This is a genomic window from Lysobacter arseniciresistens ZS79 (assembly GCF_000768335.1).
Lineage (GTDB): Bacteria > Pseudomonadota > Gammaproteobacteria > Xanthomonadales > Xanthomonadaceae > Novilysobacter > Novilysobacter arseniciresistens.
Genome location: NZ_AVPT01000022.1, coordinates 18,020 through 43,865 on the forward strand (window position 1 = coordinate 18,020; position 25,846 = coordinate 43,865).

Here is a 25,846-nt window from a genome sequence, read left to right on the forward strand (position 1 = left end):
ACGAGGGGTCAACCTTACGTCACCCGCGACAGCATGCGGTGGTTGCGGGTCAGCCGCGCCCAGCGGGTGCCGAGGTCGCTCCAGCAGACGTAGGCGGCCTCGCCGGCGATCCGCAGCAGCGTGCGCGGGCGCAGCTCCAGCCGCGGCTCGGCGGCGCACAGCTCCGCGTCGAAGCCGAGCTGGCGCGCGAACAGGGCACAGCGCGCGAGGTGGTAGCGGCTGCTGAGCAGGGTGACGCGCAGCGGCGCGGCGACAAGTTGCGGCGACGACGACACGGGCACCGCCGCGCCGGCGGCGACGGTGGCCGTGCCGACGCCGAGCAGCACGCGTGCGTTGCGCAGGTTCTCCATCGTGTCGCGCGACTGCGCCTCCAGCCGCAGCGGCGCATCGGCCGCCAGCCCGCGGGCGAGCAACCCCTGTCGTGCCAGTTCGGCCTCGGTCGGCTCACCGGAGGCGCCACCGCCGAGCAGCACCACGCTGGCCGGCGGGCGTTCGCGCCACAGCGACACCGCGCGGTCGAGCCGGGCTTCGAAATCGTGGTCGAGCCGCCCGGCCGGGGCGTGCTTGCCGAACACCAGCACGCACTCGCCGCGCTCGGGCACGCATGGCGCCTTGCGCGCGACGCGCAGCACGTGGACGAAGTAGCCGACGTAGACCAGCCCGGCGGTCAGCACGCAGGCGGCACCGGCGACGGCGGCCGAATGCCAGACGTCGCGGTCGCCGACGAGGGCGAGGACATGGGCGGCGCGGGATCTCGGGCGGGACGGCACGGCGGCGTACAGGCACACGCGGCGGGCCGCGGAAGGCGCAGTCTACGGGTCGGGCGACCTGTTCAGGCAAGCGGCGCTGGCATACTCGTCGCCGGTCCGCACCGGACCGGCCGCTGCCGCCACCGCGCGGCGTCTCCGTCGATACAGGAAGTTCCGCGTGCCCGCAGCCCCCCCGTCGCTCCCGCCGCCGCCGTCGTCGGCCATGGCCCCGCTCGCGATCCGCGCGTTCACCGCGACCACCGCGCTGGGCCGCGGGGTGGAGGCGCAGCATCGGGCGCTGGTGGAACGCCGCAGCGGCCTGCGCCGCAACGATTTCGGCCCGGTCGGCGAGGACGGTGCGCCGCTGCCGTGCTGGATCGGCCGGGTCGACGGCGTCGAGGATGTGGCCCTGCCGGCGGCGCTGGAGCGCTGGGACTGCCGCAACAACCGCCTGGCCTGGTTGGCGCTGCAGCAGGACGGCCTGCCGGAGGCGATCGCCGGCGCGGCCGCGCGCCACGGCGCCGAACGCGTCGCGGTGGTCATCGGCACCTCGACCTCCTCGATCGGCGAGACCGAGGAGGCCTACACCCGCCTCGCCGACGGCATCGACGGCGTGCAGGCGTTCGCCGCCGACATCGCCCGACCGATCGTCCACACGGTGCACGCCACCGGCGACTTCGTGCAGCACGCGACCGGCCTGCGCGGGCCGTGCGCCACCGTCGCCACCGCGTGCTCGTCGAGCGCCAAGGTGTTCGCCCAGGCCGCGCGGCTGATCGAGGCCGGGCTGGCCGACGCGGCGCTGGTCGGCGGCGTCGACACCCTCTGCGGCAGCGTGCTGTACGGCTTCAATTCGCTGCAGCTGGTCTCCGCCGAACCCTGCCGGCCGTTCGACGCCGGCCGCGACGGCCTGTCGCTCGGCGAGGCCGGCGGCTACGCGCTGGTCGAGCGCGCCGGCGACAGCGACACCGGCCTGCAGCTGCGCGGTTACGGCGAGTCCAGTGACGCCCACCACATGTCGACCCCGCACCCCGAAGGCCTCGGCGCGCGGCTGGCGATGCGCGATGCGCTCGCGCGCGCCGGCATCGACGCGGACGCGGTCGGCTACCTCAACCTGCACGGCACCGCTACGCCGGCCAACGACAGCGTCGAGGCGGCGGCGGTGGCGTCGCTGTTCCCGGCGTCGCTGCATGCCAGCTCGACCAAGGGCTGGACCGGCCACACCCTCGGCGCGGCCGGCATCGTCGAATCGGTGATCGCGCTGCTGGCGCTGCAGCGCGGCACCCTGCCGGGCATCCTCGGCAGCGCGGTGCCCGACCCCGCCTGCGGCCCGCAGATCCGCTTCGACAACGCCGCGGCGGACGTCGGATTCGCGATGAACAACTCGTTCGGCTTCGGCGGCAACAACTGCTCGCTGGTGTTCGGGAGGGCTGCATGAGCGCGCTCGCCGCCACCATCGAAGGCGTCGGCTTCTGGACCCGCGGGCTGCCGTCATGGACGGATGCGCGCGCGTTCGTCGCCGACGGCACGCGGCCGGAGTCCGCGCCGCCGCGCCCGTCGCCGCAACTGCTCGCGCCGAACGAGCGCCGCCGCGCGCCGGAAACCGTCGCGGTCGCACTGGACGTCGCGCTGGCCGCCTGCGAGGCCGCCGGCCGCGACCCGGCTACGCTGCCGTCGGTGTTCGCCTCCACCCATGGCGAGCTGGCGATCACCGACTACATGTGCAGCACGCTGGCCAGCCAGCCGCAGGCGGTGTCGCCAACGCGCTTCCACAACTCGGTGCACAACGCCGCGGCCGGTTACTGGACCATCGGTACCGGCGCGATGCACGGCGCCACCGCGATCAGCGCGTTCGACGCGAGCTTCGCGCAGGGGCTGGTGGAGGCGCTGGCACAACTCGCCACCGGGGCCGAGGCGGTGTTGCTGGTCGGCTACGACGGCACCTCGACCGGGCCGCTGGCGCGGGTGTCGCGCAGCGAAGGACTGCTCGGCGCGGCGCTGCTGCTGTCGCGCGGCGTGCGCAACGACCTGCCCACGCTGCAGGCCACGCTGGGCGACGACGGTGCTGACGGCGACATCACAGACAGCCGCGGCGCGCTCGCCCGCTTCACGCCGGATAACGCGATGTCGCCGATGCTGCCGCTGTTCGACGCGCTCGCTGGCGGCCTGCCCGTGGCGCGACTCAATGCCGGCCCGGGACGGACCCTGCGGCTCGCGCTCACCCATCCGGAGCTCATGCATGGCTGATCGGCTGCATCGCAACAACATCGCGGTGGTGATCCCCGCGCTCAACGAGTCGCTGCGCATCCGCGGCGTGGTCGAAGGCGCGCTGGCCGAGTGCGACAACGTGATCGTGATCGACGACGGCTCCGACGACGACACCGTGGCGCGGATCGCCGACCTGCCGGTGGTGTTGCTGCGCCACCCGCACCGCCACGGCAAGGGCGCCAGCCTGCGCGACGGTTTTGCCGAGGCGCTGCGGCGCGGCTTCCGCGGCGTGCTGACGATGGACGGCGACGGCCAGCACCAGGCCAGCGACATCCCCCGCCTGCTCGACGCCGCCAACCGCCACCCCGGCCACATCGTGATCGGCGCGCGCCTGCGCAAGCGCTCGCAGCAACCGCGTTACCGCCGCCTGGCCAACGCGTTCGGCGACTGGGGCATCGCCTGGGGCACCGGCTACCGGATCGCCGATACCCAGAGCGGCCAGCGCCTGTACCCGGCCGAGGTCGCCGCGCTGGGCGACGTACCCGGCGAGGACTTCGTGTTCGAAGCGCAGATCCTGATCTCGGCCGCGCAGCAGCTCGGCACCCGCTGCGTGTCGGTGCCGATCGAGTCGCGCTACGCCTGCGTGCATACCGACGAGGAGTTCCGTGCCAGCCATTTCAAGCCGCTGCGCGACTTCAGCCGCATCACCGGCCACGTCGTGCGCGGCGTGCTCGCCCGCGGCGGCATCGCGGCGCAGTACCGCAGCATCCGCGCCAACCCGGCGCTGATCGACGACCCCAGCGGCGAGTTCGCCAGTGCGCCGGTGGTGCAGCAGGCGGCCGGCAGCCGATGAGCGCGGCCCGGGCCGACGCCGATGTCGCGATCCTGGGCGGCGGCCTGGCCGGGCTCAGCCTCGCGATCCAGTTGCGGCGGCAGGACCCGGGCCTGCGCGTGGTGGTAATCGAGCGCAACACCCACCCGGTGTGCGAGGCGGCGTTCAAGGTCGGCGAATCGACGGTCGAGATCGGCGGCCACTACTTCGCCCACGTGCTCGGCCTGCGCGAGCACCTCGACGCCGGACAGATCCGCAAGTTCGGCTTCCGCTTCTTCTTCAGCGAGGGCCGCGACGGGATCGACCGCTGCACCGAGATCGGCGTCAGCGCACTGCTGCCGACGCCGTCGTGGCAGATCGACCGCGGCCGCTTCGAGAACTTCCTCGGCGAACACGCGCGCGCGCTCGGCGTCGACTTCCGCGACGGCACGGCCGTGCGCGGCATCGACATCGGCACCGGCGACGAGGCCCACACGCTGCGCTTCGGGCACGACGGCGAGACCGGCGAACTGCGCGCGCGCTGGCTGGTCGATGCCAGCGGCCGCGCCGGCGTACTCAAGCGCAAGCTCGGGCTGGCGCAGGCCAACGACCACGACGTCAACGCGGTGTGGTGGCGGGTCGACGGCCGCCTCGACCCCAACGGCTGGTCGGACGACAGCGACTGGCGGCAGCGCTGCGACCCGCCCGACCGCTGGCGCTCGACCAGCCACATGTGCGGCCCGGGCTACTGGCTGTGGCTGATCCCGCTGGCCTCGGGCGCGCATTCGCTCGGCATCGTCTGTGACCCGGCGGCGCATCCGCTGGAGACGATGAACACCCACGACAAGGCGATGGACTGGCTGCGCACGCACCAGCCGCGCGTCGCCGCGGCGCTGGACGACGGCAGCCACGCGCTGCGCGACTTCCGCTTCCTGCGCGACTTCTCCTACGGTTGCCGGCAGGTGTTCTCGGCCGACCGCTGGGCGCTGACCGGCGAGGCCGGGCTGTTCCTCGACCCGTTCTACTCGCCCGGCAGCGACTTCATCGCGATCAGCAACGGCTACGTCTGCGACCTCGTCGCGCGCGACCGCGCCGGCGAGCCGCTGGCGCCGCACGCGGCGATCTACCAGCAGCTGTACTTCTCGTTCTACGACAACACCCTGAGCCTGTTCCGCGGCCAGTACGCGCTGTTCGGCGACGCCGCGGTGATGCCGCTGAAGGTGATCTGGGACTACACGTTCTACTGGGCGCTGCTGGCGCCGCTGTACTTCGGCGGGCGGCTGACCGCGCTGCCGCTGCTGGGCCGCCTGCGTCCGGTCTTCGCCCGCGCCGAGACGCTCAACGCGGCGATGCAGCCGCTGCTGCGCGAGTGGGGCGAGCGCAACGCCGCCGCCGGCCGCGACGACGCCGGGCCGTTGGACGGACGCAACCTCGACCAGTACCGGATCGGCTGGTTCCACGAACTCAACCGCGCCCTCGCCGACGAACTGGACGACGACGCGCTGGTCGCGAAGCTCGCCGCGAACGTCACCCTGATGGCGCAGCTGGCGGCCGAACAGCTGGCCCACGCCCGCGTCGCCCACCCCGCGATCGGCGACCACGGCCTGGCCGCGCTGCTCGACGAAGTGCCGGAATCTGCGGAACCGCTGCTTGCACCCGAGTGGTACGCGCACACCGCTCCGTCAGACACGCCCGCCCACGACGCCGCCATCGCCCGCGACATTCAGGACCGCGCCTCCCTCATTCCACCGGCGGCTGCGCACCCATCGGCGGCGGGTCGAACACGTACACCGCGACGCCGCGCGCGTGGGTCCGGCTCGGGCTGATGCTGACCCCGACGCCGCCACCGAGGTGGCTGCTGCCGCCGAAGCGTCCGCCGCCGACGCCGATCCCGACGTTGCTGCCACCCGGCCCCTGCGCGGAGCCCTCGAACAGCACGCCGTTGGCGCCCAGTTCGGCCGCGGCGACCCGCAGCTTGCCGATCACCTCGTCCATCTTGTTCTGCGCGCCATAGGTGAACCCGCCACTGGAGGTCTCCAGCATCGCGATCTCCTCGTAGCGCCCCGGCGGCGCCGAGAAGTACACGCGCACCTGCTCCGGCGCGACCGCCGGCCGGGCCGGGCCGAGCATCACCTTCGAGGTGCTGGCGCAGCCGCTGGCGGCCAGTACCAGCGCAACGGCGAGCAATACGGTTCTGGTCTGCATGGTGGCTCCGTGGTAACGGCTAGGACGTCGGGGCAATCGGCGCGAGTATCGCTCCGCCCGTCACAGCGGCGGGTGAATGTCACATCGTGGTTCGCAACAACGACGGCGCACGCGGATCCGTCGGTACCGGCGACTACCTGTGCCGCTACCCCATCCCGCCGTTGATGCCGATCACCTGGCCGTTGATGTAGCCGGCCTCGTCGCCGCACAGGAAGGCGACCAGCGCGGCGACCTCGTCCGGCGTGCCGGCGCGGCCGGCCGGCACCATCTGCTTGATCTGTTCGGGCGGGAAGGCTTCGGCGGCCATGCGTCCGGCGACCACGCCCGGCGCGACCACGTTCACGCTGATGCCGCGGCTGGCCATCTCGCGCGCGAGCGACTTGCTGGCGCCGTGCAGGGCCGCCTTGGCCGCGGCGTAGTTGGCCTGCCCGCGGTTGCCGAGCACCGCCGCCACCGACGACACGCTGACGATCCGCCCCCAGCGCGTGCGCGCCATCGGCAACAGCAGCGGCCGGGTGACGTGGAAGAAGCCGTGCAGCGACACGTCGACCACCCGCTTCCACTGCGCGTCGCTCATGCCCGCCAGCGGCGCGTCGGCGTGGATGCCGGCGTTGTTGACCAGCACCTGCACCGGGCCGTCGGCCAGCAGTGCCTCGATCGCGGCGGCGGTGGCCTCGCCGTCGGCGACGTCGAACGCCACCGCCTCGGCGCTGCCGCCCTCGTGGTGGATCGCCGCGACCACTTCCTGCGCGCGCGCGAGGTTGGCGTTGGCATGGACGATCACGTGCAGGCCGTCGGCGGCCAGGCGCCGGCAGATCGCGCCGCCGAGATCGCCGCTGCCACCGGTGACGAGGGCACGGCGCTGGGCGGAAGGGCTGGTCATGGGCGGGGCTCCGTCGGTCGTCGGCGCCCATTGTAGGAGCGACGCGAGTCGCGACCGCGGAGCGGCATCCGAAGCCCGGCGACGCGCCTGCGATGAGGCGGCCGGAACGAACCACGGAACCGATGCCACCGATCCTACGGAACGTCGGCCTGCGGCTGCAGCACCACCGCGGCGCGGCCTTCGGCCAGCAGTTCGCCGGCGTGCGTGATGCGGAACCCGTACTGCTGGCTGGCCGCCGAGGCGACGAGTTGCCGCGCCTCGCACACCAGGTCGCCGGGCAGGTCGTCGATCCGCGCGCGACGCAGCTGCACCCCGCGCAGCGCGACCAGCACGCCGGGCGCGGCGCAGCCACCGCCGGCCGCGGCCAGCAGCCCGCCGTGCACCGCCATCGCCTGTGCGCCGTACTCGCACAGGTGCACCGCGCGCAGGCGACCGCCACTGCGCAGCGGGTGGGCCGGGTCGCGATGGCGCATCGCGCGCAGGCGGATCGTCTGCGCGTCCCACGCCAGCACCTCGTCCCACAGGCACATGTCGCCCTGGTGCGGGATCAGCGCGGCGATGCGCGCGCGGTCGATAGGCGCGTCGCCGTGCATGGCAGTTATGTCGCGGCCACTGGTGCTCATGCGGCTTCCGCCCCGGTTGCCAGCGGTCGCGGCACGATCAGCAGCGCCAGCACGAAGTTGAACAGCACACCCAGCGCCACCGTGCCGCCGATCGCGCGCAGCACCGGGATGCTCGACGCCGCCAGCAGCGAGAACACCAGCAGCGTGGTCAGGCTGCAGACGATGATCGCGTGCAGCGCGCGCAGCTGTTCGGCGCGGCCGTCGCCGGCGTGGTCGAAGAACAGCGCGTAGTCGAGCCCGAGGCCGGCGCCGAGGATCAGCGCGACCAGATGGAACAGGTTGAGCTCGACCCCGCCGGCGCGCAGCACCGCCAGCACCAGCACTGTGGTCAGTAGCATCGGCGCGAGCACGCGCAGCACCCGCGCCGGCGAGCGCAGCGCGACCCACACCGTCGCCGCCAGCAGCAGCGCGGCCAGCGCCAGCGCCCACAGCACGCGCCCGCGGTATTCGGCGACCAGCGATTCGGACGCCTGCTTGAGGTCGAGCAGTTGCGCGCCGGCCCCCTCGACCACGCGCGCGACCGCGGCCGGGTCGGCGATCCCGCCCAGCGCGACCAGCGCGGTCGCGTCGGAGTCGCCGCGCAGCAGCAGGCCGTCGACACGCGCCGCCAGCGGCGTGCCGGCGAGGTCGTCGACGGTCAGCGGATCGGTCTCGCGGGCGGCGGCGACGTCGGCCAGGAACGGCGCGAACACGTCGTCCCGGAACGGGCTGGCCGCGACCGCTTCGGCGAGGTCGGCGCGCAGCGTCCGCGCGTCCGGCAGCCGCGCCTGCCGCGCGCGCTGGGTCGCCGCGCTCGGCAGGTAGCGGGCGGCGTGGTCGAAGCCGGTGATTGCACCATCGGCGCGAAGCTGTTCCAGCGTCGGCTGCAGGCGCTCGGCGGCCTGCAGCGCGGCTTCGGCATCGTCGCCGCGCAGCGCGACCAGGTAACGCACGTCGGGCGCGCCGAGCTCGGCCCGCAGTTGTGCGTCGCGCGCCAGCGCGGCGGCCGGCACCGGGGTCAGCTTCGACAGATCGTTCTGCCAGAACGGGTCGGGCGCGAACCACGCGACCGCGCCGGCCACCAGCGCCACCGCCAATCCGCCGGCGAGGCCGAGGTGCGGCCAGCGCGCGCGCCGGGTCCATGCGCGGCCGAGCCAGCCGATGTCGGCGACGTCGCGCGGGGCCGGGTCGATCAGCCCCGGCAGCAGGAAGCGCGTGGCCAGCGCGGCCACGCCGAGCCCAACCACGGTGAACACCGCCAGTTGCTCCAGTCCTTCGACGCCCGACACGAGGAAGGTCAGGTAGGCGATGCAGGTCGCCGCCACACCGGTGCCGAGCGTCGGCCACAGCGCGCGCGCGCTGGCCCACGGCGACAGCCCCGGCCGCTGGTGGCTGAACAGATGGATCGGGTAGTCCTGGGCGACGCCGATCAGGGTGAAACCGAACGCGACGGTGATGCCATGCACGCCATCGAAGCCCAGCGCGACCGCCGCCAGCCCGGCGAGGCCGCCGCTGGCCAGCGGCAGCGCGCCCAGCAGCGGCGCCTTCCAGCTGCGGTAGGCCAGCGCCAGCAGCAGCACGAACACCAGCGTGTCGAGGCTGCCGACGCGACTGGCCTCGCGCGCGGTGCGCCCACCGACCTCGACCGAGAACGCACCCGGCCCGGTCATCTCCAGCCGCGCGTCGCTGTCGCCGCGGAGGTCGTCGAACGCGGCCCGGATCGCCGCGACGGCCTCTTCCTGGCCGGCCGGGTCGAAGCCGGCGGCGCGGGTCTGCACCGCCAGCAGTGCCTGCTCGCCGGCGTCGTCGAACCAGACGCCGTGCAGGGTCTGCGGGGCGTCGGCCGGCTGCCAGCTCTCGGCCAGCGCCAGCGTCTCCAGCGTCGGGTCGGCCGGCAGCAGCGGCTCGACCAGCGCCGCCACCGGCGAGCCGAGGTCCTGCACGCGCGCCTGCAGCTGGGCGTCGAGGTAGGCGGCATCGAGCGGCTGGCGATCAAGCGTCGGCGACAGCAGGTAGCGGTACGGCCGCAGGTTCTCGGGAATTGCGTCGAGTCCGGCGGCGCCGCCGTTGGCGACCAGCACGAAACGCGGGTCGCCGGCGAGCGCGTCGCGCAGCGCGGCGGATTGCGCGGCCAGCGTTTCCGGCGTGTCGCCCGACAGCGCCAACAGCAGCAGGCGTGAGCCGGGGCCCTCGCCGAGCTCGTCGATCAGCAATTTCTGCGCCGGCGTGCGCGCCTCCGGCATGAACTTGCGCAGGTCGCCGCTGAGCTGCAGTCGCGGCGCGACCAGCCAGCCGGCCAGCAACAGCAGCGCAAGCCAGGCCAGCGCGAGACCGAGCCGTCGCGCCGGGGGCGAACCGGGCATCGCCATCAGTCGGCCGCGTCCGCGCCGTGGCAGATCGCGACGAAGCGGCTGGCGTCGGCGATCTCCGCCGCCGCGGTCGCGGCGCTGGCCAGCAGGGTGCGCTGCGGATCGGCCTCGCCGGGGCTGCGGGTCTCGATGCAGCGCAGTTCGGCGCCGCGGCCGTGCAGGGTGATGTCGCGGACCTTCCCGGCCAGCGCGGCCTGGCGCGGCACCAGGGTCAGCACCCAGTCCTGGCGGGTGCCGTCGCTGCTGGCGGTGTAGTGGCTCTCCAGTTGCTCGCGGTCACCCGACAGCAGCGCGCCGAAACTCGCCTGCAGGCCGGCCAGCTCGGGCGCGCGCGACAGCGGGACGGTGCGCGGCGACTTGCCGTCGCGGGCGATGGTGGCGGCACCGGCACGGATCGTGGTGGTCTCGGCGTACGGCGCGCGCACCTCGCGCACCAGCACGTCGTCCTCGGGCCGGCGGTACTCGCCGCTCAGCCGCAGCGGGTGCTTGAGCAGGCGCGACTCGCGCAGTTCGACGAAGTTGGTCCGCATCGGCGCCGGCCGAGCCAGCCGCTCGAGGATCCAGCCGGTGGTGACCGGGTCGCCGGTGGCCGCCGCGCCGGCCTGTTCAGCCGCCGCGGCGGGGCGCGAGCCGGTCGCGGCCAGCAACACCAGCAGGCAAGCGGTCGTGGTCGTGCTCGTTCGCATGGTCGGTCTGCCAGAAGTCGTAGAAGTTGAACCAGTTGTACGGCGCGCTGCGTGCATGGTGCGCCAACCGCGTGGCGTAGCGCTGGACCAGCTCGGCCAGCATCGCCGCGCGCTGCGGCCGCGGCATCTCGATGCCCTCGCTGAACACCTCGAACGCGAGGTCGTAGCGACGCCCGCCGCGGTACAGGCCGAACGCCAGCACCACCGGCACCTTCAGCACCGAGGCGATCAGCCACGGCGCCACCGGGAAGCGCGCGGTCCCGCCGAGGAAGTTCGCCGGCTGCGACGGCTGGCCCGGGTGGGTGCGGTCGACCAGCAGCGCGACCAGCGCGCCAGCCTCGGTCGCCTCGCGGATCGCCATCACGATCGACGGGCCGTCCTGGCCGGCGTCGATCACGGTGCGCGCGATCTCGGGGTTGAGCGCGTCCAGCAGCTGGGTCATCGCCGGGTTGTGGGACTTGTCGAGCACCACCCGCACGGTGATGTCGGGGCGGCGCCGGGCCAGCACCCGCAGCACCTCGAAACTGCCCAGGTGCGAGCCGAACATCAGCACGCCACGGCCGCGGTCCATCTGCGCGTGCAGCGCCTCCAGCCCGTCGATGCCGACGTCGAACCGCTCCATCTGGCCGCTGAGCATGAACACCCGGTCGAGGATGGTCGCGGCGAACGCGTGGATATGGCGGGCGACATCGGACAGCCCCGCCGGCCGCCCCAGCACGCGTCGCAGGTAGTCGCGCGAGGCGGCGCGCTCGGGGCCGCGCACCAGCAGGAAATACAGCGTGATCGGGTACAGCAGCAGCCGGGCGACGGCGCGGCCGCCGTAGCGGGCGATGCTGCGGATCAGCCAGATCGCGAACCAGCCGCCGCCCTCGGGGCGCTGCTTCCAGTCGGCGCTCACGGCGTCGCCCCGTGGCCGGCGACCACCTCGCCACTGGCCAGCAAGACATCGCCGCGCAGCACCCGGAAGCGCCAGCGCGACGGCGTGTCGGCCGCAACCGCTCCGGCCGCGACCGGCTCGACCACGTCCAGCTCGACCCGCGCCGCCTCGCCCGGCAGCAGCGGCTGCAGGAACTTCACCTGCGGCAGCCGCAGGCCCGCCGGCAGCGCGCCATGGCGCGACTCGATCGCCTCCAGCACGCGGTCCAGCACCACAACGCCGGGCACCAGCGGGCGGCCGGGGAAGTGCCCGGGCAGGCTCGGATGGTCGGCGGGGATGGTGAACGACAGGGACACGGCGGCGCACGCGAGGCTTTCGGGGCCGCAAGGATAAGACAGCCGCGCGGCCGCGACCCGGGCTCAGTCGAACAGGGTCCGCCAGAACGCCGGCCCGAGCCCGGCCATGCGGCGCAGGAAATCCGGGAAGTCGCGGTACGGCCGGTCCGGGAAGCGCCGCTTGCGGTACACGTACTCGCCGATGAAGAAGCCGCCGACGATCCCGTAGTTGAGCAGGTTGGCGAACCACGACCAGGCTTCCTGCGGCACCGTCACCAGCGGCGGATGGCCCATCCGCACCAGCAGCCCGTCGGGCACCGCGACCAGCGCCAGCACGCCGTTGGCCAGCGCCAGACCCGCCAGCAGCAGCGACCACAGCAGCGTCAGCCGGCGCGTGTAGGCCTTGAGGTCGGGCCGCAGCGCCGCCGGTTCGCAGCCCTCCAGTCCGGAGACAATCCGGCTGATCAGCGGCACCCGGCCACCGCCGAGGCTGCGGCCGAACCACCATGCCAGCAGCGCGGTGAACACCATCGGCGGGGCCAGCAGCAGCAGCGCCGGCACCGGGCTGTCGCGCACAACCCACAACCCCGCCAGCAGCGCCGCCAGCAGCAGCCACGCCCATGCGCGCGGCCGCGCCAGCGGGGCCAGCAGGACGATCAGCGCAAGGTCGGCCAGCGCCAGCAGCGCGACCGTGCCGCCGCCATCGGTGCTGGCCCAGTGCGCCAGCAGCGGATAGGCGATCGCGAGCAGCAGCCGCAGCGCGACGAGCGGGGTCACCGGCGGGCCGGGCGGTCAGCCGGCCCGGTGCTGTTCGATGTGCGCCGACAGCGCGCGCAGCGACGCGAAGATGCGGCGGTTCTCGTCGCTGTCCGATCGCAGCTGGAAGCCGTACTTCTTGCTGATCGCCAGCGCCAGCTCGAGCGCGTCGATCGAATCCAGCCCGAGCCCGTCACCGAACAGCGGCGCCTCCGGGTCGATCCCCTCGGGTTGCACGCCCTCCAGGTTCAGGCTCTCGACCAGCAGTTGCGCCAGTTCGTGCTCGGCGGGGCTCTGTGCGGACATCGGGTGCTTCCAGTGTGGTGGTGACGATGGCGGCAACGATCCGCGATCGGCCGGCCCGGCGCAACCGGCGGCCGCGCCGCGGCGGGCGCCAAGTATCATGCCGCGCATGACCGTGCCCGACCCCGCCGCAACCGCTTCCGCCGACTCCATCGCGCATCCCGACGTGCTCGTCATCGGCGGCGGCCCGGCAGGGTCCACCATCGCCACCCTGCTCGCGCGCAAGGGCTGGCAGGTCACGATGCTGGAAAAGGACCGGCACCCGCGCTTCCACATCGGCGAGTCGCTGCTGCCGATGAACATGCCGATCCTCGAACGCCTCGGCGTGCTCGAACAGGTGCGAGGGATCGGCGTGCTCAAGCTCGGCGCCGACTTCCCGGTCGACGACGGCAGCTACAACGGCTTCCCGTTCAAGCGCGCGCTTGGCGACAGCCCGGGCTACGCGTTCCACGTCAAGCGCGCCGAGTTCGACCAGCTGCTGTTCGAGCACGCCCGCGGCGAAGGCGTCGACGCACGCGACAACGTGCGGGTGGAGCGGGTCGAGCTGGACGACGGCGCGACGCTGGTGCACGCCCGCGGCGAGCACGGCACGCTGCGGTTCCGGCCGCGCTACCTGGTCGACGCCAGCGGCCGCGACGCCTTCCTCGGCGGCCGGCTCGGGCTCAAGCGGCGCAACCCGCGGCACGCTTCGGCGGCGCTGTTCAGCCACTACACCGGGGTCGAGCGCCGGCCCGGCGACGACGCCGGCAACGTCAGCATCATCCGACACGAGCACGGCTGGCTGTGGCTGATCCCGCTGCGCGACGGCGTCACCAGCGTCGGCGCGGTGTGCACGCCGGAGTACCTCAAGCAGCGCCGCGGCGACAGCGAGGCGTTCCTGCAGCAGACGCTGGAGTCGGTGCCGGCCGCGGCCGAACGCATGCGCGGCGCCAAGCGCGTCGCGCCGGTGCACGCGACCGGCAACTACGCCTACGACTGCAGCCGCATGAGCGGCCCGGGCTGGATGCTGCTGGGCGATGCGTGGACGTTCGTCGACCCGATGTTCTCCTCCGGCGTGTTCCTGGCGATGAACAGCGCCGAGCTCGGCGCGGGCGCGGTCGACACGCTGCTGCGCGAGCCGGCCCGCGAGGCGGCGCTGATGGCGGCGCTGGAGAAGAGGCTCAGCCGCGGCCTCGACGAGTTAAAATGGTTCATCTACCGCTTCACCTCGCCCACGATGAAGTCGCTGTTCTCGCGCCCGCGCAACGTACTGCAGGTCGAGCAGGCGGTGATCTCGATGCTGGCCGGCGACGTGTTCGACGCGCCGGCGGTGCGCTGGCGGCTGCGGCTGTTCCGGCTGATCTACGCGTTTGGCACGCTGAAGACGGCGCCGCAGGCCTGGCGCGCATGGCGCGAGCGGAAGCGGCAGCCGGCGGTGGCCTTCGGCGGCGACACCCTGCAGGCCGACCCGCCCGCGGCGCCGCGCGCAGGCACCGGCACCCGCGGTTTCGAACCCGGCGACGCCGAGGCCGTGCGTTGAGTACCGCGCCGTTGGACAACGCCGCCGCGACGCCGCGGCTGCAGGTCGACTATCTCGACACCGGCCTCGCCACGCTGCTGCGCGAGCCCGACGTGCTCGCGGTGTTCGGCTTCGGCGACGCCGCGCCGCGCAGCGACGACCCGCGCTATCTGCAGGTCGGCCTGCAGCCGCACGGTACGGCGCCGCTGGAGGTCTGGCGTGGCGTCGGCCCGGTCCGCCACGGCCGCGACGGCGACGTGGCCTGGGCATCGGATGGCCGGCTGCAGTTCGGCGCGATCGAGATCGACGAGCCGGCGATCGCCGCCGGCGACGACGATATCGGCGCGGCGGCGGCCGAGGCCTACCGGCGCATGCTCGGCTTCATCGATACCAGCGGTTACCCGCACCTGCTGCGGATCTGGAACTACCTCGACGGCATCACCGAGGGCCGCGACGACGACGAGCGCTACCGCCGCTTCTGCGTCGGCCGCGCCGCCGGGCTGGGCGGCTTCGAGCCGACCCGGCTGCCGGCGGCGACCGCGATCGGCCGGCTCGACGGCCGGCGCCGGCTGCAGGTGTACTGGCTGGCCGCGAAGGCGCCCGGCACGCCGCTGGAGAACCCGCGCCAGCTCAGCGCCTACCGCTACCCGCGCCAGTACGGGCCGCAGTCGCCGAGCTTCGCCCGCGCCCTGCTGCCGCCGCCCGGCAGCGCGATGCCGCTGCTGCTGTCGGGCACCGCCGCGATCGTCGGCCACGAGTCGCGCCACGCCGATTCGGTCGAAACCCAGCTCGACGAGACCCTGGCCAACTTCGACAGCCTGCTGGCGACCGCCCACGCGCGCCGGCCGTCGCTGCCGACCCGGTTCGGGCCGGGTTCGCGGCTCAAGGTCTACGTCCGCGACGCGGCCGAGCTCGCCCACGTCGAGCAGCTGCTGGCCGACCGGCTGGACCCGGCGGTGCCGCGGATCGTGCTGCACGCGGCGATCTGCCGGCGCGAGCTGCGGATCGAGATCGACGGCGTGCATGACCTTTGAGCCGTGCGCGATTGTCCCGCCCGGGCGACCATTCGCCCATCGACCACGCCGTACGGAGAAGTGACATGGGACTGATCAGCCTGTTGTGGGGCGTGGTCGCGATGATCTGGATGGTGGTCGCGCTGATCCCGCTGCTGGGCTGGGGCAACTGGTTCCTGATCCCGTTCGCCGCCATCGGCGCGGTGATCGCGGCGATCGGCATCGCCCTGACCAGCCCGGAGAAGCGCGGCCGCGCCAAGGCCGGGCTGGTGCTCAACGGCATCGTCATCATCGTCGGCATCGTCCGCCTGAGCCTCGGCGGCGGGATCATCTAGGCCGGGGCACGCGGCGCGCGGGCGTAGAATCGCGCCCATGAGCAGCCACCCCCACACCCGCCCGCGGCGGATGCGCCGCGACGACTTCTCGCGCCGCCTGATGCGCGAGACCGTCCTCACCGCCAACGACCTGATCTACCCGGTATTCGTCCACGAGCCCGCCGGCCGCGTGCCGGTGCCGTCGATGCCCGGCGTCGAGCGGCTGTCGATCGACGAGCTGCTGAAAGTCGCCGAGCAGGCCAGCGAGCTGCGGGTGCCGGCGCTCGCGCTGTTCCCGGTCACCGCGCCGGAGGCCAAGTCGCTCGACGCCGCCGCCGCCTGGGACGAGGACGGCCTGTGCCAGCGCGCGGTGCGGGCGCTCAAGCAGCGCTTCCCGCAACTGGGCGTGATCACCGACGTCGCACTCGACCCCTACACCAGCCACGGCCAGGACGGCCTGCTCGACGACAGCGGCTACGTGATGAACGACCGCACCGTCGACGCGCTGGTACGGCAGGCCCTGAGCCACGCCCGCGCCGGCGCCGACGTGGTCGCACCGAGCGACATGATGGACGGCCGGATCGGCGCGATCCGCGGCGAGCTGGAAGACGCGGGCCACGTCCACACCCGCATCCTCGCCTACAGCGCGAAGTACGCCAGCGCCTTCTACGGTCCGTTCCGCGACGCGGTCGGCTCGGCCACGGCGCTCGGCAAGGCCGACAAGAAGACCTACCAGATGGACCCGGCCAACAGCGACGAGGCCCTGCACGAGGTCGCGCTCGACCTCGACGAGGGCGCCGACATGGTGATGGTCAAGCCCGGCCTGCCCTACCTCGACATCGTGCGCCGGGTGAAGGACGAATTCGGCGTGCCGACCTTCGTCTACCAGGTCAGCGGCGAGTACGCGATGCTCAAGGCCGCCGCGCTCAACGGCTGGCTCGACGAGCGCGCCTGCGCGCTGGAGGCGCTCACCAGCATGAAGCGCGCCGGGGCCGACGGCGTGCTGACGTACTACGCGCTCGACGCCGCCGGCTGGCTGCGCGAGGACGGCTGAGCGACGCAACCCGCCTCGCCGTCGGCCGCCGGTGCCTTCATCCGGTAGATGTCCAGGCCGCCGGCGCGCGGCGCCCGGGCCACGCCGGTGACCAGCAGCTCGCCCGGCTTGTTCCAGTCGACCACCGGGCCGAGCGTGGTGGCCTCGGCGGTGTTGAACGACAGCTTCAGCGGCGCCTCGCGGCCGTAGCGGCTGCCGTCGCAGTGGGCGACGTGCAGGCGCACAGGCGCCGTCGCCGGGTCGTCCGAGCGCGCGAACACCAGCGAGCGGCCGGCGCCGAGCCAGGCGCCGTCGAACTCGTCGGCGGCGGTGTTGACCCCGGCCAGCGGGCGCGGATCGACGAAGGCGTCGCCGTCGTGGCGGGCGACGAACAGGTCGTGGCCGCCGGCCCCGCCGTGGCCGTCGCTGGCAAACAGCAGGTGCGCGCCGTCGGCCGACGGGGTCGGCGCCCACTCGTCACCGGCGGTGTTGACCCCCGGCCCGAGGTTGGCCGGTTTGCCGAAACCACCGGGTTCGACCGCGGCACGGTACAGGTCGTCGCCGCCCTCGCCGCCGCGGCGGTTGGAGAAGAAGTACAGCCAGCGGCCATCGGTGCTGAACATCGGGTCGAAGTCGTTGTCGCGGCTGTTGAGCGCCAACGGCTGCGGGTCCTGCCAGCGGCCGTCGACCAGCCGGGCCTGCCACAGGTCCCAGCCACCGCGGCCGCCCTCGCGGTCGGTGCTGCCCCAGACGATCCGCTGGCCGTCGGGGCTGACGCTGGCGCGGACCTCGACGGCCTTCGTCGACACCACGTGCATGCCCTCGATGCCGTACTCCGACAGCCACGCCGCGGCGCTGCCGGCGGTTAACAGCCCCGCGAGTAGACTGGCCCCGACAAGGGCCGTGCGCTGCTGCATCGTGCGTCTCCCTGCATATCAGTCCCGGAACAAGCGAGATTGCCATGTCCTCTCCACGCTACGCCGTGATCGGCCACCCGGTCTCACATTCGCTGTCCCCCCTCATCCATGCGCGCTTCGGCAAGCAGGCGGGCATCGCGCTGGAGTACGGCGCGATCGACGCGCCGCGGGAGAACTTCGACGCGGCGCTGGCGGCGTTCGCGGCCGAGGGCGGCGTCGGCGCCAACGTCACCCTGCCGCACAAGCAGCGCGCGGCCGGCATCTGCGGCCACCTGACCGAGCGCGCGCGCCGCGCCGGCGTGGTCAACACGCTGGTGCGCACCGCCACCGGCTGGGACGGCGACAACACCGACGGCGTCGGCCTGGTGCGCGACCTCACCAGCCGCCACGGCCAGGACCTGCGCGGCCGCAAGGTGCTGCTGCTGGGCGCCGGCGGCGCGGCCCAGGGCGTCGCCCCGGCGCTGCTGGACGCCGGCATCGCCGACCTGTTCATCGTCAACCGCACCGACACCCGCAGCGACGCGCTGGCCGACGCGCTGGGCGAGCCGCGGCGGGTGCACCCGCGCTACTTCAACGACCTCGGCGCGATCGGTTCGTTCGACCTGATCATCAACGCGACTTCGATCGCACGGACCAGCCGCGGCGAGCTGGTGCTGCCGGGCTCGCTGATCGCGCCACGTTGCGACGTGGTCGACCTCGGCTACGGCGAGGCGGCGATCCCGTTCCTGTCGTGGGCGCGGGCGTCCGGCGCCGACCACGTGATCGACGGCCTCGGCATGCTGGTCGAGCAGGCCGCCGAAAGCTTCCTCGTCTGGCACGGCGTGCGACCCGACGGCGACGCGGTCTACGACGAATTGCGCGCGCGCGAGTCATCGATGGCGACCGCCGGCTGACGATGGAGTGCCGCGCGCTGTGCGGCGCCTGCTGCACGGCGCCGTCGATCACCTCGCCGATCCCCGGCATGCCCGCCGGCAAGCCGGCCGGCGTGCCTTGCGTGCAACTGGACGAGCGGATGCGCTGCCGGCTGTTCGGCCGCCCCGAGCGGCCGGCCTTCTGCGCCTCGCTGCGACCGGGCCCGGACATGTGCGGAAGCAGTCGCGCGCAGGCGCTGGCGATGCTGGCCGCGCTGGAGGAAGCCACCCGGCCCTCGCCATCCGACACGGCGGCGCCGCGTAACCCGTAGGACGACCCGGCGGCGCGCGTCAGCCCATCGACAGGTACTGGTCCTTCAGCCGCATGTAGTGGCCGGCGCTGTAGCGCAGCTGCTCGATCTCCCGCTCGCCGAGCCTGCGCACGAACCGCGCCGGGTTGCCGAGCCACAGCTCGCCCTCGCCGACGGTCTTGCCCGGCGGCACCACCGCGCCGGCACCGACGAAGCCGAACGCCTCCACCACCGCGCCATCGAGCACGGTCGAGCCCATCCCGATCAGGGCGAAGTCGCCGATCCGGCAGGCGTGCACGATCGCGCCGTGGCCGACCGTGACGTCGCTGCCGATCACCGTCGGGAACCCGCCCGGTCGGGTGAATGGCCCCTCGTGGGTGACGTGGACGATGGTGCCGTCCTGGATGTTGGTGCGCGCGCCGATCTCGATCGAGTTGACGTCGCCGCGGACCACGCAGCCGGGCCAGATCGAGACGTCGTCGCCGAGGGTGACGCGGCCGATGACGGTCGCCGCCGGGTCGACGTACACACGCTCGCCGAGCGCGGGGAGGTGGTCGAGAAAGGGTCGGATGCTCATGCGCGCATTCTAGCGGGCCGGTGCAGTCCGGGCGGGCGCGGCGGCGCCCGGCTAGACTGCGGGGCATGAAAATCGCCAGCTGGAACGTGAACTCCCTCAACGTCCGCCTGCCGCACCTGGAGCAGTGGCTGCGGGCCGCGGCGCCGGAGGTGGTCGGGCTGCAGGAGACCAAGCTCGACGACATGCGCTTCCCCGACGACGCGCTGGCCGCGCTCGGCTACCGCAGCGTGTTCACCGGGCAGAAGACCTACAACGGCGTGGCGATCCTCTCGCGCGAGCCGGCGACCGACGTGCAGATGGGCATCCCCGGCTTCGGCGACGAGCAGAAGCGGGTGATCGCGGCGACCGTCGGCGACGTGCGCGTGGTCAACCTGTACGTGGTCAACGGCCAGGACGTCGGCACCGACAAGTACGCCTACAAACTGCGCTGGCTGGAGGCGGTGCACGGCTGGCTCGCCGCCGAGCTGCAGGCGCACCCGCGGCTGGTGGTGCTGGGCGACTTCAACATCGCCCCGGACGAGCGCGACGTGCACGACCCGGTACGCTGGAACGAGCACCACATCCTGACCTCGACGCCCGAGCGCGACGCGCTGCGGCGGCTGCTCGACCTCGGCCTGCACGACGCCTACCGGCTGCATCACGACGGCGCCGGCGAGTTCAGCTGGTGGGATTACCGGCAGGCCGCGTTCCGCCGCAACCTCGGGCTGCGGATCGACCTGACCCTGGTGTCGGACGCGCTGCGGCCGGTGGCGGTGGCGGCGGGGATCGACCGCGAGCCGCGCACCTGGGAGCGGCCGAGCGACCACGCGCCGGCCTGGGTGCAGCTGGCCGCGATCTAGCCGCGGCCAGGCCGGGTCACAGCACCCGGAACTCGATCCGCCGGTTGCGCGCGCGGCCCTCGGCGGTCGTGTTGTCGGCCACCGGCCGGTCGGGGCCGAAACCCTGCACGCCGAGGTTGTCGGGCGCGACGCCGACACTTTCCAGGTAGGCCTTGACCGCGATCGCGCGCTGCAGGCTCAGCGCGACGTTGGCCTCGCGCTGGCCGACGTCGTCGGTGTGGCCGATCACCTGCACCTGCTGGTCGCCGACCTGCTTCATCGCCACCGCCATCTCGTCGAGGATCGCTCGGCCGGCGGGGGTCAGGGTCGCGCTGCCGCTCTGGAACTCGATGATGCGGTCGGCCAGCGCCTGGTCGAGCAGCTGCTGCTGGCGGTTGCCGCCGCCGCGCAGGGCGTTGCGGACGAGGTAGTTGGGGCCGGCGGCGGTGGCCAGGGTGCTGGCGAGCTGCTGGCGCTCGGCCTCGTTGGCGACCTCGCCGCTGATGCGCACGCTGCTGCCATCGACCACCAGCTCGCCGCGGCGGACCTGCTGCAGGTCCGGCCCGAGCATCGCGACCACGCGCTCGCCCCAGTTGGGCGGCGCCATCACCGTGCCGACCTCGATCCGGTCGACCACGCGCCCGGCGCCGTACAGCTCGCGCAGGCGGGCCAGCACCGCGGCGCGGGTGGCCTCGTCGGGGACGGTGCCGGCGGCGATCACCGGCTGGTCGGCGCGGGTCGCGGCCGACGCGGGGGCGGCGACCTGGGCGGACACCGCCGGTGCCAGCAGCAATGCCAGCAACAGGCCGTACCAGGGGCGCGGCAACAGGGACGGGACGGAGGTGAACCGCGGGCAGGAAACGACGCGCATGTCAGGTACCGAGGAAGGTTTCGTTGAAGGTCCTGCGCGCCTGGCGCAGCGAGAGGTCGTCGCGGGCGACGAAGCTGACCAGCCGGTTGAGCGCGTAGTCGCCGTCGACCTGGTCCTCGACCCACTCGGCGTCGTCGACCCGGATCACGTGCTCGTCGGCCACCTGCGGGTCCAGCACCGCATGCAGCGTGCGCGGGTCGGCGCCATTGAAGCCGACCACCAGTTGCGGCCCGCCAGTGTCGTCGCCGTCACGGATGAACAGCACCAGCTCGAAGTCGGCGCGGCCGAGGAAGCCGGCCAGCAGGTCCAGCCACAACGCCGCCACCAGCGGCCGGTACAGCGCGTCGGCCGGCAGCGGCAGCGACAGCGCCTTGTCGATCCGGCCGCTGCCGCCGGCGATCAGCGGCTGCATCAGCAGGCCCAGCGCAGGCAGCACCCAGCGCAGCTGCAGCTGCGGATGACCGGACTGGCGCAACAGGCCCTGCAGCATGCCGATGTCCTGCAGGTCGATGAAGTCGTCGAACGGCGCGTCGTAGTCGTGCGGGTCGGCGCTGGCCTGGATGCGCGCCTCGGCCAGCGCGCGCAGCACCTCGCCGGCGTCCTCGGCGGCGACCGCCTCGCGGCCGTGGCGGGCCAGCCCGGACCACAGCCGCGACAGCGCCAGCGGGCTGCGGCCGATGAAGGCCAGCGGCTCGGTCAGCTCGATCCGGGTCGCGGCCAGGAACGGGAAGCGGCGCTCGGACGCATCGTGGCTGGGGACGAAGTGGCCGCCGATCGCGACCCGGCTGCGCGAGCCGAGGAAGGCGAAGTGCAGCGGCCGGGCGCTGTCGTACAGCCGCTTCCAGTCCGGCGAGCGCGCCAGCAGCTCGATGCCGCCGCCGGCCCAGCGGTCCAGCGTCGCCATCAGGCCGTGCTGGTCGGGCGTGCGGACGAAGTCGCCGCGGCTGGGCAGCTTGCCGAAGCAGCCCAGCGGCCGGCCGGTGTCGACCGCGACCATCAGGGCGCCTCCGCCGGTGCGGCGGTGGCGGTCGACGCGCCGCCCGGCACCGCCGGCGTCGCGCCGGCCACCAGCGCCGGCAGTTGCAGCCCGAGCGCGTCGTTGCCGTCGCTGTTGGGCTGCACCACGCTGACGATCCGCAGCTCCACCTCGACCTCGGCGCCGTCGCGTTCCCACGCCAGCCGGTAATGGTTCTTGCCGAGGCTCTGCTTGCGCGCGGCCTCGAACATCCGCGCCATCGCCTGGTCGCCGGGCTCGTTGAACACGTCGATCCCCCGGCCGTCGCCGGTCACCGCCGCGATCCGCACCCCCGGCACGCCCTGGCCGGGCAACTGGAAGGTGTGCCACTGAGGCGGCGTGTTGCGGTAACGCAGCTGCTGGCCGTCGATGGTGACCGTGTATTCGCGACCGCGCGCCGCCAGCGGCAGGATCTCGATCACCATCGTCGGGCCGTCGCCGGCGGCGCTGGCACCGACCCAGCGGCCGTAGTTGGCAACCAGTTCCGGCCGCAGGTTGATGCCGATGTCGGCCCACTGGCGCGCGGTCAGCGTGTTGCCGCGGCGGATCACCAGCGAACCCAGCGCGTCCTCGCCGAACTTGGCGATCGCGCCCTGCGGGCCGAACATCCGCTCGATGTCCGACGGCGCCGCCTCCACCGTCGCGTTCGGCGAGTACGGGTAGCGCTGGCCGATGCCCTCGGCGAACGGCTTGTGCACCTGGGCCGCCCAGGTCCGGTTGATCTCGGCCTCGGTCGGCGGCACCAGCGCGGAGAAGCCCTGCATCAGCGGCCGCAGCAGCAGCGGGCGCAGGGCGTCGCGCTGGTCCTGGGCGAGGCCGTTGAGCATCTGTTCATCGACCAGCCGCAGCGCGGCCGCCAGTTCGGAGCCCTCGCCGTCGAAAGTCTGCTGCATCAGCTGGCGGGTGCCCGGGCCCGGGTCGCCCTGGGTCTTGATCGCGTTGAAGCGGGTACGGACCTTGCCGAGCGCCTCGAAGTACTGGTCCAGCAGCGGCGGGTTGCCCTCGTGGGTGGCCAGCAACCGCGCCAGGCCGGCGAACTCCTGGCCGATCGGGCCGGCCGCGGCCGGGGCTTTGGCGCCGGTCCCGGGGTCCACCTCGACCGCCACCGACGTCGGGTTGCGGCGCATGATCACCCGGTTGAACCAGGCCACGAAGCCGCCGCGGGCGGCGTCGGCGACCGCGCTGGCGGCGGCCGGGTTGTCCCACACGGTCTGCCGGTTGACCTCCTCCAGCAGCGCGCGCAGCGGCGAGGCGGCCGGGTCGCCGAGGCGGTTCATGCGTGCCACCGCGTCGGCGAAGTCCTCGAACCGCGCCAGTCCGACGCCGAGCAGCAGCTTGCGCCATTCGCGCGCGTATTCGGCCTTGTACAGGGCGGTCAGCTCCTGGGCGATGTGCTGCGGGCTGCCGGCGAGGGTCAGGTCGTTCTGGACGGTCGCCTCCAGCACCCAGTCGGTGCTGCTCAGCTCGGTGGTGGCGGCCTCGGCGATCGCGTCCTCGACGTACTCCTCCCACGCCTCGCGGGTGAAGGTGCCGGGGATCTGGTGGCTGCCGGTCAGCAGGTCGCCGCCGTCCTCGCCGAGCAGGCTGGCGACGGACACCGGGCTGAACCGCGTCGCCGCGCGCGCCTTGATCTGCGCGTACACGCGGTCGCGCGCCGGGGTGCCCTTCATCACCGCGCGCAGGGCCTGGCGGCTGTCGTCGACCAGGCTGTAGCGGTTCTCGACCTCCGGCCAGTCCGGGTGCCCGGCCTGGGCGACGTAGAACGTCATCAGCCGGCCGGCCGCACGCAGCATGTCCTCGCGCGGCATCGCGCCGCGGTTGGCCTCCAGCCAGCCGCGCCAGAAGCGGGTCAGCTGGTCGCCCAAATGGGTGGCCTCGACCTTCGAGCCGTCGGCCAGCATCAGATAGGTCTTGAGCGCGTTGTAGGCGTCCTGGGTGTCGGTCGGCGAGGCGTCGCGGTAGAGCTGGCCGGTGCCGGCGGTCGCGTCGGCGCCGTCATCGGCCTGCCCATCGCCCTGCCCGTCGGCCGGCGCGCCAACCCGCGGCGGCCGCAGCTCGCCGGCGCTGGCGACGACCTTGCCGAGGTAGTCCTCGATCCGCGTCGTGGTCGGATCCAGCATCAGCTGGCGCATGCCGTGGAAGTACTCGCGGCGCAGCGTCGCCTCGATCGCCTCGCCCTGGTACAGGCCCAGACCGAGGCTGAGCGGGTGGTCGTCGCGGTAGCGCTCCAGCTGGCCGAGGCGGTCCTGCAGCACCAGCAATGCCTCGACCCGCGACTGCAGGTCGACCTTGCCTTCCTGCAGGGCGATCGCCTTGTCGAGGTCGGCGCGCACGTCGGCGACCAGTTGGCGGTTGCCGGTGTACGACCAGGTCCAGCCGGTCAGGGCGATGCCCAGCGCCAGCACCGCGGCGCCGAACGCGGCGTAGCGCAGCCGGGTGCGGCCGGGGCTGGAGTACTGCCGCACCAGTTGCCGGTCGGCGAAGATCACCTTGCGGAACAGCCCGAGCAGGAAGTGGCTGCTGTCGGCCGGCGCCACCGCCTCCTCGCCGCCGCGGCCCGGCGGCAGGTCGAACTGGCGGCTGACGCGCTCCGACGCCGGCTGCACCGCGACGCCTTCCTGCAGCGCGCTGGTGAAGTAGAAGCCGCGGAACACCGGCTTGAACTGGTAGGGGTTCTCCTCGAACAGGGTGGCGATGAAGGTCTGCAGCGCCGGCTTGATGCCGGCGAACTCCATCGGCATCGTCAGCAGCCCCGGCGCGACCTCGCGGCCGCGCGCCATCGCCATCTGCGACAGTCCCATCTCGCGCAGGCCGTCGGACAGGATGTCGAAGTGGTGGTCGAACGCGGCCAGCGCGTCGGTCTGGGCGCTGACGTCGTAGGGCAGGGTCGCGCCCCAGGCGTTCTCGCGCTCGGACGGGTCGAGGTTGCGGAAGAAGTCGGTGAAGCCGCTGATCAGGTCGGCCTTGGTGAACACCACGTAGACCGGGGCGTGCACCTCCAGCCGCTCGGTCAGCTCCTGCACGCGCTGGCGCAGGTTCTTGGCCAGCTCGATCGCGAACTCCGGCTTGCTGCCGGACAGCTCGGCGATCGAGGCGGCGATGATGATGCCGTTGATCGGCGCACGCGGGCGGTTCTTCTTCAGCAGGTCGAGGAAGGTCAGCCACTCCAGCCGGTCCTCGGCGCTGACCGAGTAGCGCCCGGCGGTGTCGAGCACGATGCCCTCGGTGGTGAAGTACCAGTCGCAGTTGCGGGTGCCGCCGAGGCCGTGGATGACGTTGCTGCGGTTGTCCTCGAACGGGAAGCGCAGGCCGGAATTGAGGATCGCGGTGCTCTTGCCGGCCGCCGGGTTGCCGATGATCACGTACCACGGCAACTCGTACAGCGCCGCGCTGCCGCGGGTCTGGCCGAGCTTGGACGACTTGATCGCCTTGACCGCCTCGGCCATGCGCTCGCGCAGCTGCTCGGCGTCGGCGCGCGCGGCCGGCTGGGCGCTGGCGACGGCGTGCTCGGCCTGGCGGTTGACCATCTCGTCGATCCGCTCGCCGGCGCGGCGGGCGCGGACCTTGCGCGCGATCACCACCAGCAGCCACACCGCGGCGGCGACCAGCACGGCCACCAGCAGCCAGCCGCCGGCGGCCAGCAGGCCGTCGACGCCGAAGTAGGCGACCGCGGCGGCGGCGGCGATGCCGAGCGCGGCGAGCACCCGGTAGTCGGTCAGCCAATAGCGGAGGTTCATCCAGAAACTGCTCATCGGTGCATCCAGTCGTCAGGCGGTGGCCGTTGCGGCGGCCGGGGTTCGGGTATCGGCGTCGGTGCCGGGGGCGTCGGGGGCGGGGGCGTCGGGGG

General features: G+C 73.3%; 25 protein-coding genes and 1 pseudogene. 11 read left to right on the top strand and 15 right to left on the bottom strand.

What is annotated here, in order from left to right; genetic code table 11:
• Positions 1-14 precede the first annotated feature (14 nt).
• The gene (locus N799_RS10540) at positions 15-770 is read right to left on the bottom strand and encodes a YdcF family protein (RefSeq protein WP_036212119.1); all 756 of its coding nucleotides are present in this window, start codon (positions 768-770) and stop codon (positions 15-17) included.
• A 202-nt stretch (positions 771-972) separates the two neighbouring features.
• Here N799_RS10540 and N799_RS10545 point away from each other — a divergent pair, with 202 nt between their 5' ends.
• The 4 genes and pseudogenes from N799_RS10545 to N799_RS10560 all read left to right on the top strand — a co-directional run.
• Entirely contained in the window at positions 973-2,184 is a 1,212-nt protein-coding gene (locus N799_RS10545) for a beta-ketoacyl-[acyl-carrier-protein] synthase family protein (protein WP_036212073.1), read from the top strand.
• Positions 2,181-2,993, top strand: coding sequence for a beta-ketoacyl synthase chain length factor (locus tag N799_RS10550; RefSeq protein WP_036212076.1), 813 nt, complete (start codon positions 2,181-2,183; stop codon positions 2,991-2,993). Before N799_RS10545 ends, N799_RS10550 begins: the two co-directional genes overlap by 4 nt.
• A complete protein-coding gene (locus tag N799_RS10555; protein ID WP_036212080.1) occupies positions 2,986-3,807 on the top strand; it encodes a glycosyltransferase family 2 protein in 822 nt (273 codons plus the stop codon). Before N799_RS10550 ends, N799_RS10555 begins: the two co-directional genes overlap by 8 nt.
• Positions 3,804-5,444: pseudogene (locus N799_RS10560) on the top strand (NAD(P)/FAD-dependent oxidoreductase); the annotation flags it as partial. The gene N799_RS10555 and the pseudogene N799_RS10560, both read left to right, overlap by 4 nt.
• 61 nt (positions 5,445-5,505) lie before the next feature.
• Here the strand turns inward: N799_RS10560 and N799_RS10565 are convergent.
• From N799_RS10565 to N799_RS10605, 9 genes are all read right to left on the bottom strand, one after another.
• On the bottom strand, positions 5,506-5,970 hold the full coding sequence (locus N799_RS10565; RefSeq protein ID WP_036212083.1) for a hypothetical protein: 465 nt from the start codon (positions 5,968-5,970) through the stop codon (positions 5,506-5,508).
• A 145-nt stretch (positions 5,971-6,115) separates the two neighbouring features.
• On the bottom strand, positions 6,116-6,853 hold the full coding sequence (fabG, locus tag N799_RS10570; protein WP_036212086.1) for a 3-oxoacyl-ACP reductase FabG: 738 nt from the start codon (positions 6,851-6,853) through the stop codon (positions 6,116-6,118).
• A 134-nt stretch (positions 6,854-6,987) separates the two neighbouring features.
• Positions 6,988-7,446, bottom strand: a complete 459-nt coding sequence (locus N799_RS10575) for a hotdog family protein (RefSeq protein ID WP_036212089.1) — start codon at positions 7,444-7,446, stop codon at positions 6,988-6,990.
• A 26-nt stretch (positions 7,447-7,472) separates the two neighbouring features.
• Complete coding sequence (locus N799_RS10580) at positions 7,473-9,818, bottom strand: MMPL family transporter (protein WP_152597907.1); 2,346 nt, start codon at positions 9,816-9,818, stop codon at positions 7,473-7,475.
• A gap of 5 nt (positions 9,819-9,823) precedes the next feature.
• Positions 9,824-10,510: a LolA-related protein gene (locus N799_RS10585; RefSeq protein WP_238978917.1), complete on the bottom strand. Its 687-nt coding sequence runs from the start codon at positions 10,508-10,510 to the stop codon at positions 9,824-9,826.
• The gene (locus N799_RS10590; RefSeq protein WP_036212091.1) at positions 10,431-11,408 is read right to left on the bottom strand and encodes a lysophospholipid acyltransferase family protein; all 978 of its coding nucleotides are present in this window, start codon (positions 11,406-11,408) and stop codon (positions 10,431-10,433) included. The genes N799_RS10585 and N799_RS10590 overlap by 80 nt, the downstream gene beginning before the upstream one ends.
• Entirely contained in the window at positions 11,405-11,737 is a 333-nt protein-coding gene (locus tag N799_RS10595; protein ID WP_036212127.1) for an ApeI family dehydratase, read from the bottom strand. The genes N799_RS10590 and N799_RS10595 overlap by 4 nt, the downstream gene beginning before the upstream one ends.
• A gap of 69 nt (positions 11,738-11,806) precedes the next feature.
• Positions 11,807-12,499 carry a COG4648 family protein gene (locus N799_RS10600; protein WP_203225051.1) on the bottom strand — a complete coding sequence of 231 codons (693 nt, stop codon included), beginning with the start codon at positions 12,497-12,499 and terminating at the stop codon, positions 11,807-11,809.
• 15 nt (positions 12,500-12,514) lie between these two features.
• Positions 12,515-12,784 (bottom strand): phosphopantetheine-binding protein, encoded by a 270-nt coding sequence (locus N799_RS10605; RefSeq protein WP_036212096.1) that lies wholly within the window; start codon positions 12,782-12,784, stop codon positions 12,515-12,517.
• Between the two features lie 106 nt (positions 12,785-12,890).
• On the opposite strand from N799_RS10605, the gene N799_RS10610 reads away from it, so the two are divergent.
• The 4 genes from N799_RS10610 to hemB all read left to right on the top strand — a co-directional run bounded on the left by N799_RS10610 (position 12,891) and on the right by hemB (position 16,660).
• A complete protein-coding gene (locus tag N799_RS10610) occupies positions 12,891-14,300 on the top strand; it encodes an NAD(P)/FAD-dependent oxidoreductase (RefSeq protein ID WP_081974967.1) in 1,410 nt (469 codons plus the stop codon).
• 11 nt (positions 14,301-14,311) lie between these two features.
• A complete protein-coding gene (locus tag N799_RS10615; RefSeq protein WP_036212099.1) occupies positions 14,312-15,313 on the top strand; it encodes a chorismate transformation FkbO/Hyg5 family protein in 1,002 nt (333 codons plus the stop codon).
• Between the two features lie 65 nt (positions 15,314-15,378).
• Complete coding sequence (locus N799_RS10620; protein WP_036212101.1) at positions 15,379-15,627, top strand: hypothetical protein; 249 nt, start codon at positions 15,379-15,381, stop codon at positions 15,625-15,627.
• Positions 15,628-15,664: 37 nt separating this feature from the next.
• Entirely contained in the window at positions 15,665-16,660 is a 996-nt protein-coding gene (hemB, locus tag N799_RS10625; protein WP_036212104.1) for a porphobilinogen synthase, read from the top strand.
• Here the strand turns inward: hemB and N799_RS10630 are convergent.
• Entirely contained in the window at positions 16,618-17,556 is a 939-nt protein-coding gene (locus N799_RS10630; protein ID WP_052101466.1) for a TolB family protein, read from the bottom strand. The two genes, hemB and N799_RS10630, sit on opposite strands and share 43 nt — an antisense overlap.
• A gap of 44 nt (positions 17,557-17,600) precedes the next feature.
• Between N799_RS10630 and aroE the strand changes: the two genes are divergently transcribed.
• Together aroE and N799_RS10640 are read left to right on the top strand one after the other, a co-directional pair.
• Positions 17,601-18,449: a shikimate dehydrogenase gene (gene aroE / locus N799_RS10635; RefSeq protein WP_036212106.1), complete on the top strand. Its 849-nt coding sequence runs from the start codon at positions 17,601-17,603 to the stop codon at positions 18,447-18,449.
• Positions 18,450-18,451: 2 nt separating this feature from the next.
• Positions 18,452-18,739 (top strand): YkgJ family cysteine cluster protein, encoded by a 288-nt coding sequence (locus tag N799_RS10640; RefSeq protein ID WP_052101467.1) that lies wholly within the window; start codon positions 18,452-18,454, stop codon positions 18,737-18,739.
• A gap of 19 nt (positions 18,740-18,758) precedes the next feature.
• Here N799_RS10640 and N799_RS10645 read toward each other — a convergent pair whose 3' ends face one another.
• Positions 18,759-19,295, bottom strand: a complete 537-nt coding sequence (locus N799_RS10645) for a gamma carbonic anhydrase family protein (RefSeq protein WP_036212108.1) — start codon at positions 19,293-19,295, stop codon at positions 18,759-18,761.
• Positions 19,296-19,360: 65 nt separating this feature from the next.
• Between N799_RS10645 and xth the strand changes: the two genes are divergently transcribed.
• Positions 19,361-20,134 carry an exodeoxyribonuclease III gene (gene xth, locus N799_RS10650; protein WP_036212110.1) on the top strand — a complete coding sequence of 258 codons (774 nt, stop codon included), beginning with the start codon at positions 19,361-19,363 and terminating at the stop codon, positions 20,132-20,134.
• A gap of 16 nt (positions 20,135-20,150) precedes the next feature.
• On the opposite strand, the gene N799_RS10655 is transcribed toward xth, so the two are convergent.
• The 3 genes from N799_RS10655 to tssM are packed head-to-tail and all read right to left on the bottom strand — an operon-like array spanning position 20,151 to position 25,751.
• The gene (locus N799_RS10655) at positions 20,151-20,984 is read right to left on the bottom strand and encodes an OmpA family protein (RefSeq protein ID WP_081974968.1); all 834 of its coding nucleotides are present in this window, start codon (positions 20,982-20,984) and stop codon (positions 20,151-20,153) included.
• 1 nt (position 20,985) lies between these two features.
• Positions 20,986-21,981 (bottom strand): type VI secretion system-associated protein TagF, encoded by a 996-nt coding sequence (gene tagF / locus N799_RS10660; RefSeq protein ID WP_052101468.1) that lies wholly within the window; start codon positions 21,979-21,981, stop codon positions 20,986-20,988.
• Positions 21,981-25,751 carry a type VI secretion system membrane subunit TssM gene (tssM, locus tag N799_RS10665; RefSeq protein WP_081974969.1) on the bottom strand — a complete coding sequence of 1,257 codons (3,771 nt, stop codon included), beginning with the start codon at positions 25,749-25,751 and terminating at the stop codon, positions 21,981-21,983. Before tssM ends, tagF begins: the two co-directional genes overlap by 1 nt.
• Positions 25,752-25,846: the final 95 nt, after the last annotated feature.

Coding starts and splice junctions, on each gene's coding strand:
- fabG (WP_036212086.1), bottom strand. CDS start 6,853: ATGACCAGCCCTTCCGCCCAGCGCCGTGCCCTCGTCACCGGTGGCAGC.
- xth (WP_036212110.1), top strand. CDS start 19,361: ATGAAAATCGCCAGCTGGAACGTGAACTCCCTCAACGTCCGCCTGCCG.
- N799_RS10580 (WP_152597907.1), bottom strand. CDS start 9,818: ATGCCCGGTTCGCCCCCGGCGCGACGGCTCGGTCTCGCGCTGGCCTGG.
- hemB (WP_036212104.1), top strand. CDS start 15,665: ATGAGCAGCCACCCCCACACCCGCCCGCGGCGGATGCGCCGCGACGAC.
- N799_RS10610 (WP_081974967.1), top strand. CDS start 12,891: ATGACCGTGCCCGACCCCGCCGCAACCGCTTCCGCCGACTCCATCGCG.
- N799_RS10545 (WP_036212073.1), top strand. CDS start 973: ATGGCCCCGCTCGCGATCCGCGCGTTCACCGCGACCACCGCGCTGGGC.
- N799_RS10640 (WP_052101467.1), top strand. CDS start 18,452: ATGGAGTGCCGCGCGCTGTGCGGCGCCTGCTGCACGGCGCCGTCGATC.
- N799_RS10585 (WP_238978917.1), bottom strand. CDS start 10,510: ATGCGAACGAGCACGACCACGACCGCTTGCCTGCTGGTGTTGCTGGCC.
- N799_RS10565 (WP_036212083.1), bottom strand. CDS start 5,970: ATGCAGACCAGAACCGTATTGCTCGCCGTTGCGCTGGTACTGGCCGCC.
- N799_RS10575 (WP_036212089.1), bottom strand. CDS start 7,446: ATGCACGGCGACGCGCCTATCGACCGCGCGCGCATCGCCGCGCTGATC.
- N799_RS10605 (WP_036212096.1), bottom strand. CDS start 12,784: ATGTCCGCACAGAGCCCCGCCGAGCACGAACTGGCGCAACTGCTGGTC.
- tagF (WP_052101468.1), bottom strand. CDS start 21,981: ATGGTCGCGGTCGACACCGGCCGGCCGCTGGGCTGCTTCGGCAAGCTG.
- N799_RS10550 (WP_036212076.1), top strand. CDS start 2,181: ATGAGCGCGCTCGCCGCCACCATCGAAGGCGTCGGCTTCTGGACCCGC.
- N799_RS10645 (WP_036212108.1), bottom strand. CDS start 19,295: ATGAGCATCCGACCCTTTCTCGACCACCTCCCCGCGCTCGGCGAGCGT.
- N799_RS10655 (WP_081974968.1), bottom strand. CDS start 20,984: ATGCGCGTCGTTTCCTGCCCGCGGTTCACCTCCGTCCCGTCCCTGTTG.
- aroE (WP_036212106.1), top strand. CDS start 17,601: ATGTCCTCTCCACGCTACGCCGTGATCGGCCACCCGGTCTCACATTCG.
- tssM (WP_081974969.1), bottom strand. CDS start 25,751: ATGAGCAGTTTCTGGATGAACCTCCGCTATTGGCTGACCGACTACCGG.
- N799_RS10620 (WP_036212101.1), top strand. CDS start 15,379: ATGGGACTGATCAGCCTGTTGTGGGGCGTGGTCGCGATGATCTGGATG.
- N799_RS10555 (WP_036212080.1), top strand. CDS start 2,986: ATGGCTGATCGGCTGCATCGCAACAACATCGCGGTGGTGATCCCCGCG.
- N799_RS10630 (WP_052101466.1), bottom strand. CDS start 17,556: ATGCAGCAGCGCACGGCCCTTGTCGGGGCCAGTCTACTCGCGGGGCTG.